General features: G+C 69.6%; 5 protein-coding genes and 1 tRNA gene. 2 read left to right on the forward strand and 4 right to left on the reverse strand.

What is annotated here, in order from left to right:
• Positions 1 to 144 precede the first annotated feature (144 nt).
• Positions 145 to 232 (reverse strand) — tRNA-Leu (locus tag RWX45_RS07745).
• A gap of 98 nt (positions 233 to 330) precedes the next feature.
• Positions 331 to 1,203, reverse strand: coding sequence for a D-hexose-6-phosphate mutarotase (locus tag RWX45_RS07750; RefSeq protein WP_316023156.1), 873 nt, complete (start codon positions 1,201 to 1,203; stop codon positions 331 to 333).
• Between the two features lie 57 nt (positions 1,204 to 1,260).
• On the opposite strand from RWX45_RS07750, the gene RWX45_RS07755 reads away from it, so the two are divergent.
• Together RWX45_RS07755 and RWX45_RS07760 are read left to right on the forward strand one after the other, a co-directional pair.
• On the forward strand, positions 1,261 to 1,959 hold the full coding sequence (locus RWX45_RS07755; protein WP_316023157.1) for an HAD hydrolase-like protein: 699 nt from the start codon (positions 1,261 to 1,263) through the stop codon (positions 1,957 to 1,959).
• Between the two features lies 1 nt (position 1,960).
• The gene (locus tag RWX45_RS07760; RefSeq protein ID WP_316023158.1) at positions 1,961 to 3,406 is read left to right on the forward strand and encodes an AI-2E family transporter; all 1,446 of its coding nucleotides are present in this window, start codon (positions 1,961 to 1,963) and stop codon (positions 3,404 to 3,406) included.
• A gap of 11 nt (positions 3,407 to 3,417) precedes the next feature.
• On the opposite strand, the gene RWX45_RS07765 is transcribed toward RWX45_RS07760, so the two are convergent.
• Positions 3,418 to 6,741, reverse strand: a complete 3,324-nt coding sequence (locus RWX45_RS07765) for an error-prone DNA polymerase (RefSeq protein WP_410050697.1) — start codon at positions 6,739 to 6,741, stop codon at positions 3,418 to 3,420.
• Positions 6,742 to 6,764: 23 nt separating this feature from the next.
• On the reverse strand, positions 6,765 to 7,820 hold a 1,056-nt coding region (locus RWX45_RS07770), incomplete at its 5' end, for an HNH endonuclease signature motif containing protein (RefSeq protein ID WP_316023159.1).

Consider the following 7,820-nt stretch of genomic DNA (forward strand, 5'->3'; position numbering starts at 1 on the left):
GTCCTTGGTTGAGGGCGGCGGCGGGCTGTCGAGACCGAGTACGGAAAGCCCGCGAGAACCGTACCGCTTAACTGACCCGTTAGTAAAAAACTCGGGGATACACAAAACGAGGGCCATGGCCCCTGGCCACGACCCTCGCGCGAGTGTCCGAGGGGGGACTTGAACCCCCACGCCCTTTTAATCAGGCACTAGCACCTCAAGCTAGCGCGTCTACCTATTCCGCCACTCGGACTTGTCATCACCGCCGCGGGGCACAGCCCCGCAGTGCTGACGCACGAAAGTTAACACGCTCCGGGCCAGGGTGAGCAAATCCGGCTCGGGTGCCGTGCGTCACAGCGGTGCGACGGCGATCCTGGTGCCCAGCGACATCGACTCCCCGAGCCCCAAGCGGACGGCGTTGGCACCGACGACGGCGCTCTCCACGCACAGCATGGAGGCGAACTCGTCGTCGTCCATATCCGCCATCGACGCGGCGCCTGCGCTCCACGGGTTCCACACCACGGTGTTGAGTGCACGCATACCGGTGACGGTCACGCGGCGGCCGTATGCCGGATCACTGATCGTGACCGGGGTTCCCGACTCGTACACGCGGTCCGTCTGTCCGGCAAGGCGCAGCGGCCCGCGCTGCGTCAGATTCGCCTGGCCGGTCACCTTGTCCAGGTAGATCGCACCCTCCAGACCGGTGACCTCCACCGCCGTGACGTCGCCAACCGCCACATACGTGTGCAGGGCCGCCTCCACTGGCGCATCCGCGACACCGTCGCGGGTGCGGCGCAGGGACAGCGTAAGGACGAGCTCCTCCCCCACTTCTACCGAGTACAGTGCGGCGATGCCGTCGCGCTCAAGCGCGAACAGCGCCCGCACGCCACCACCCGACTGCGACTCCACGCTGCGCAGCTGCCACGGTGTGATACGACCCCAGCCGTGCGCGGGCCGCCGGTTGCCGCCCACACCCGCTCCGAACCAGGGCAGGCACAGTGGCACGCCGCCGCGGATCGGGGTCACGCCGTCGAAAACCGCCCGCCGCGAGGTGAAGATGACGGGCCTGCCGCCGCGCGGCGTCCACGCGGTTAGGTGGGCCCCGTGTAGGTAGATTTCGGCGCTGGCTGCGGGAGCATCGATGAGGAGCCGCGGTTGTCCGCCCCGGCCCGGGGTCAGAGCCGCGGTCCGCGGCAGGCGGTGGCGCGTGGTGTCTGCGTTCATGAGTGCCACGCTAGTAGGCTGAGGCGCATCCGCGAGCGAGAGCGAGCCCCGAAACATATGCATGTCACCGCCCCAGCCGGTCACGACCGCCGTCGCCCTATCATTGCCCCGACCGCCGTCCTGTTCGACCTGGACGGCACCCTTGTCGACTCTGCCCCCGCGATCCTGGCGGCGCTGTCCGCGACCTTCGCAGAGCTGGGCATGCCGGAGCCGACAGATGCGGAACTGATGCGCTTTGTCGGCCCGCCGCTGGTTGACGGCTTCCGTATGCACGCCGGGCTGACGGGGCAGGCCAATACCGAGGCGGTGGCGACCTACCGGCGCCACTACCGCAAGACGATGCTCGACTCCCCGCTCTACGACGGCGTCGCCGAGCTCGTCCGGGCCCTGCACGCCGCCGGCATCCCCCTGGCACTGGCGACCTCGAAGCACGAGGGCTATGCGCGGGAAATCCTGGAGCACACCGGACTGCTCGATTGTTTCACCGTGGTCAGCGGCGCCGGGTCCGGGGATGTCGGAGGCAGAAAGGCCGAGGTGATTCGCTCCGCCCTCCAGCGTCTGGCGGCGACGGGCGCGGACCTGCGCCGACCCATCCACGTCGGCGACCTCGATCACGATGTCCAGGGCGCCCGGGACGAAGGCGTCGATTGCATCGGCGCACTGTGGGGCTACGGAGATGCACAGACGCTGCGCGGCGCCATCGCCCTCGCCGCCGCCCCGGCCGAGCTGGGTGCACTATTCGGAGTGGAGAACTGATATGGCGGACACGACAGCTTCAGCGGGCAACGCAGACAGTATCGACAACCCGGACAACCGCCACGATGCGCCCGCATCCCAGTCGGGCACCAGCCCAGCCGAGCAGGCCCCCTCCCAGCAGGGGGAGGAACCGGCGGACTCCGTACCTTCTGAGCTACCTTCTGAACCGACGGACTCGGCGTTGCGGCACCTCGCCTCCCGACTGCGGGAAGGACGCGATGCACTGGGACGCACCTTCGACCGGGCGGAACGAGCCCGCCTCGATGCGCGCGAGCAGCAGTTGCGCTATGACGATGCCACCGTGACCGCGGCGGATACCCCCGCCGGCGCAACCGCCGTAGCTTCCCCATTGAGCTCCCTGCCCTCATGGCTGGTGCGCGGCGGGCTGGCGGCCTGGCTGCTGCTGGGCCTCATCATCATCATCGGGGTGGTGTTCTTCGCCACGTCAAAGGTCATCCCGGTCTTCATCGGGGTGTTCATCGCGCTCGTGCTCACCTCAATCTTGCAGCCGTTGGTCAATCTGTTCGCCCGGGTCATGCCCCGCTACCCCGCCACCTTCCTCGCTCTGCTCAGTGCGCTGGCACTCGTGGTGGGGATGGTCACCTATGTGGTCACCTCGGTGACGGACCAGTGGAATACGCTCGCGTCCCAGTTCTCCGACGGCGTCAACACCATCGTGGACTTCATTGTCAATGGTCCCCTGCCGCTGGACCTCACCCAGCAGGAGCTCATGGGGCAGCTGCAGCAGCTGCTCAGGCAGGGCCAGGACTACCTCATGACCAATGCCCCCACGCTGGCCACAGAGGTCCTGTCCAATGCGGGCACCGTGGTCAACATCTTCGCAGTGCTGGCGCTGGCGATCTTCACAACGATCTTCTTCCTGGCCTCCGGCGGGCGCATGTGGCGATGGTTCCTCAACGAACTGCCCGCCGGCATGCGCGAGGATGTTCATCACGCCGCCGGCGCCGGCTGGTACACCTTCGCAGGCTACGCCAGGGGAACCGTGATCGTGGCGCTGACAGACGGGATTATGGCGGGGATCTTCCTCCAGATCATCAACGTGCCACTAGCCGCTCCCCTGGCGGTGCTCGTCTTCATCGGAGCCTTCATCCCCATTATCGGTGCGCCGACGGCCATGATCATCGCCATGGTGGTGGCACTGGCCTCGAAGGGCTTCATCACCATGATCGTCGTGGGCCTCGGGGTCGCCGGCATCGGGCAGATCGAGGGGCATATCCTCCAACCGCTCATTATGGGACGGCAGGTGTCGCTGCACCCGGTGGTCGTCATCATCGCGGTGGCGGTGGGCACCTACGCCGCGGGCCTGCTGGGCGCGATCGTGGCGGTGCCGCTGGTGAGCGTGGTGTGGTCGGTGTACTCCGAGCTGCATACCAAGGATGCGCCGGTCGTCGGCGAGTTGCCGACCTACTCCGCAGATAAAGACTGAGGGACAGCTGGTCAGCACCAGTCGCGACTGCCCGGCGAGGTGACGCCCGGCAGCGCCTCCAGGCGCTCGGCGATAACAGCGGTGACGCCGTCACCAGATTCGACGGTGCCGCGTACAACGAGTGCGGCGGCACGGCGCCCGACGTCGCGATAGCGTCGCCACATGCCGCTGGGGCAGATGACGTTGAGCAGACCGGTCTCATCCTCAAGGTTCAGAAAGATCGTCCCTGCCGACGTGTCCGGACGCTGGCGGTGGGTGACCAGCCCGGCCACCCGTACCCGATGCCCGCTCGTGCAACCCAGCACCTCGGCAATGGTGCGCACGCCGGCGGCGGCGAGCCGCTCTCGTTGGAAGACGATGGGTGAGTTGTCGGTGGAGACCCCGGTCAGGCGCAGATCGGCATCCTGACGTTCCCGGTCGGTCATAGCGGCCAGCCGCGGGGCACGCGCGCCGACGGCGGTGCCGGGCAGCGGTGGCTGATACCAGGCGGGCTGCGTGCGGGTGGGGGCATGTCGCTGCCCGTACTCCTGGGCCAGTGCGCCCGCAGCCCACAACGCTTCACGGCGGGCAACGCCGAGACCGGCCAGCGCTCCGGAGGCGGCAAGGGTTTCCAGGCGTGAGCGGCTCAGGCGCACGCGCCGGGCAAGATCGGCGACGCTCGCGTAGGGGCCATGGGCGGCGCGCTCGGCGACGATGCTCGCGGCGGCCTCGGCACCCAGGCCCTTGATGGGAGCCAGACCGAGGCGGACGGCGAGTTCGGGGTGGACGTCTAAGGGGCTGAGCGCGTGAGGGTCGGTCTGCCCGGACTCCCCCGCGTCCAGCCGGTCGACTCGGGTCTGGACGCAGGCCTGCGCCTGCGAAGAGTTGATGTCGGCGGGTAGGACGTGCACCCCGTGGCGGCGCGCGTCGGCGACGAGACTCTGTGGGGACCAGAAGCCCATGGGCTGGGCGGCCAGGATGCCGGCGTAGAAGTCCTCGGGTTTGCGCACCTTGAGCCAGGCGGAGGCGTAGACGAGGTAGGCGAAGGAGAAGGCGTGCGATTCGGGGAAACCGAAGTCGGCGAAAGCACGGAGCTTGTCGAAGACGGCCTGTGCGGTTGCGGCGTCGATGCCCCGCTCCTGCATGCCGCGGACCAGCCGTTCATGCAGGGCCTCCATGCGCTCGACGGAGCGCTTGGCCCCCATCGCCTGCCGCAGCGCGTCGGCCTCGGCGGGGCTGAAACCGGCGGCGTCGACGGCGATCTGCATGAGCTGCTCCTGGAAGAGCGGAATACCCAGGGTCTTGGCCAGGGCGGGCTTGAGGGACTCGTGAAGATAGGTGACCGGTTCGCGCCCCAGGCGGCGACGGATATAGGGGTTGACGGCGTCGCCCTGGATGGGGCCGGGGCGGATGAGGGCGACTTCGACGACGATGTCGTAGAAGGTGCGCGGACGCAAACGGGGCAAGGTGGCCATCTGGGCGCGGGACTCGACCTGGAAGACACCCACCGTGTCGGCGGCGCCGAGCAGCCGGTAGACGGCCGGGTCCTCTGCGGGGAGCGTGTGCAGCCCCCAGGGGCGGCCCACCTGCGCGGGTCGCAGCACCCCGCCGGGAGCCAGATCGGGCACCGTCTCCCCGCGCTGTGCCAGGCTGGTGAAGGCCAGGCGCAGGGCGGTCAGCTCCCCCAGGCCGAGTAGGTCGAATTTGACCAGGCCCGCGGCGGCGCAGTCGTCCTTGTCCCATTGCAGAACAGTGCGCCCCTCCATGGCGGACCAGCGCACGGGGCACACCTCGGTGACGGGGCGGTCGGCCAGCACCATGCCGCCGGAGTGGATGCCCAGATGGCGAGGCAGTCGCAGCAGGCGCTCGGCGACGTCGAGCACCTGCGCGGGAGGTGTATCCGCCGAGGGGTCGTCCTCAACGCGGACGGTTCTCCAGTGGTGGGACATCCGGGCGGCCCAGGCATCCTGCAGCCCGGCGGGATGGCCGAGTGCCCGGGCGGCGTCGCGGATCGCGGAACGCGGCCGGTAGGAGATGACGTTGGCGACTTGGGCGGCGTAGTCACGTCCGTAGTGGGCATACACGTGCTGGATGACTTCCTCACGGCGGCAGGCTTCAATGTCGAGGTCGATATCGGGGTAGCCGGAGCGCCCCGGGGAGAGGAAGCGCTCGAAGAGCATCCGGTGGCGTACGGCGTCCACCGCCGTGATCCCCAGGGCGTAGCAGACGGCGGAGTTCGCCGCGCTTCCCCGCCCCTGACACAGAATGCCGGCGCTGGCGCAGAAGTCGACGATAGAACGGACGATGAGGAAATAGCCGGGAAAGCCGAGCTGCTCGATGACCTCGAGCTCGTGGCCCAGGACCTGCCAGGCCTCGGGGGCCTCCGCCTCGGTGCCGTAGCGGGCCAGGGCGCCGCGGCGAGTAAGCTCACGCAGCCAGCTTGCGGGGGTGTGCCCCGCGGGGACTTCGGGGTCGGGCAGCCCGGGAGCGACCAGAGCCAGGTCGAAGGCGAGGTCGGTGGCCAGCTCGGCGGCGGCGTCGACGGCGTGCGGAGCGCGGCGATGGAGGCGGGCCATGTCTTGCGGGCCCCGCAGCCACCGGCCGAGGGCCGGGAGGTGCCCGCGAGCCCCCTCAAGATCGGTGCGCAAGCGGGTGGCGGTGAGGACGTCCGCGAGGCGGGAGTCGGTCGGGCGGGCGCAGCGCACGGCGCCGGTAGCGATGAGGGGGAGGCGGTGCCGGCCAGCCAGATCGGTGAGGGCGGCGGTGAGTGCGGCATCGGTGGGACCTGCGTTCAGTGAGATCTCAACAACGACTGCGTCGTGTCCGAAGAGGTCGATGAGATGCCCGAGGGCGGCGTCGGCGGCGCTCAGGTCCCAGGTGTCGGGGCGGTGTGGATCACCGAGTGCACGGCGGAGGGGCCCGTTGGCGGTACCGGTGAGGACCAGGCAAGTGGAGGACGAGACCGCAGCGGGCGGCCGCAGGGCGGCGGCTAGTTCGGGCAGACGATGAGCGGGGTCGACGCGTCGGCCGGCGGCGAGGTTATGGCCGGAGATGGCGGCGCATAGGCGGTGGTAGCCGAGCGGGCTGCGGGCGAGGATCGGCAGGTGGGAGCCGTCGTCGAGAGTGAGTTCGGCGCCATGGATGGTGGGCAGGCCGTGGCTGCGGCCGGCCTGAGCGTGTCGGACGATGCCGGGCATGCCGTCATGGTCGGTGAGGGCGAGGGCTTCGAGCCCGAGTTCGGCAGCGGCGGCAACAAGGTCCTCAGGCTCGTTGGCGCCGTCGAGGAAGGAGTAGGCGGAGTGGGCGTGGAGCTCGGCGTAACGGTGCGCACCGGTAGCGTCATGCATGTCATTCATGTCATTGCAGTCATCGAAGCGGCTCAGAAGGGCGGGACTTCGTCGAGCAGTGGGGCCAGGCCAAGTTCGTGCACGGGCTCGGGGTAGGCGGTGGTCTCGAAGGCGCCGGGACGCTCGCCGGGGCGGGGACCACGGCTGGTCAGGCATGGGGGTCGGCCGACGCTGTTGGCTTCCTCCGCCGCCAGGTTCAGGCCGCGTTGGAGCCGGGTGACCACCGCGTCGTTGACTGCGGCTGCGAGCCGCTCGGGCACGGGCCGAGCGGGGGTGAAGAGCTGGCGCGGCCCCACTTTACGGGGCAGCACGGTGATGGCCCCGTCCGGGCTGCGGCGATAGCGGGCCCCGGTGGGGGTGGCCCACATCAGAGTGCCGTCGTCCTCACGGGTGAGGCGCCAGCCGGGGGCATGCTTGAGCCGGTGGTGTGCCTGGCACAGCACGGTGAGATTGTCCAGGCTGGTGGTTCCGCCGTCCGCCCAGGCAACGATGTGGTCGATGTCGCAGCGCGCGGCAGGCACCTGGCAGCCGGGGTGGGTGCAGGTGGCGTCGCGGGCCTGTACCAGGTCCCGCAGACCGGCCGGGGGCCGGTAGTGGGTACGGCCGACGTCGATGACGGCGCCCGATAGCGGGTCGGTGACCAGACGCCGCCAGGTACCGCCCAGGGCGAGGGCGCGAGCAGTGATAGCCGGGACCGGCGCGCTGCTGCGCCCCGTGGTCACCTCAGGCGCGGCGGGGACTTCGGCCATGGCTGTGAGCTGGCCGCTGCCAGCGTTGTTGGCGGTGGGCGCACGTGCCCCACCATCGTCTGCAGCGGGCAGCAGCAGGTCCAGCGGGACGGTGACATCGACGTTGATGGTTAAGCCGGGTGGTGGGAAGACCGCCTCAATGCCGGAGGGCGTCCACCAGGGGCGGCTGGAGTTCACCAGGCCACTCAGCCCCGCCAGCAGCCCGTCCAACGGCACCCCATCCGGCAATAAGCGCGTCCCGGCGCCGACGAGTGGGCCGGCGACCGGCGGCGGACCGATAACCGGAGGCGGGCCCGTTGCCGGGGGCGGACCGATAACCGGGGACGGGTCGGTGGACGC

Source organism: Actinomyces sp. MRS3W, assembly GCF_032465695.1.
Taxonomy (GTDB): Bacteria; Actinomycetota; Actinomycetes; order Actinomycetales; family Actinomycetaceae; genus Actinomyces.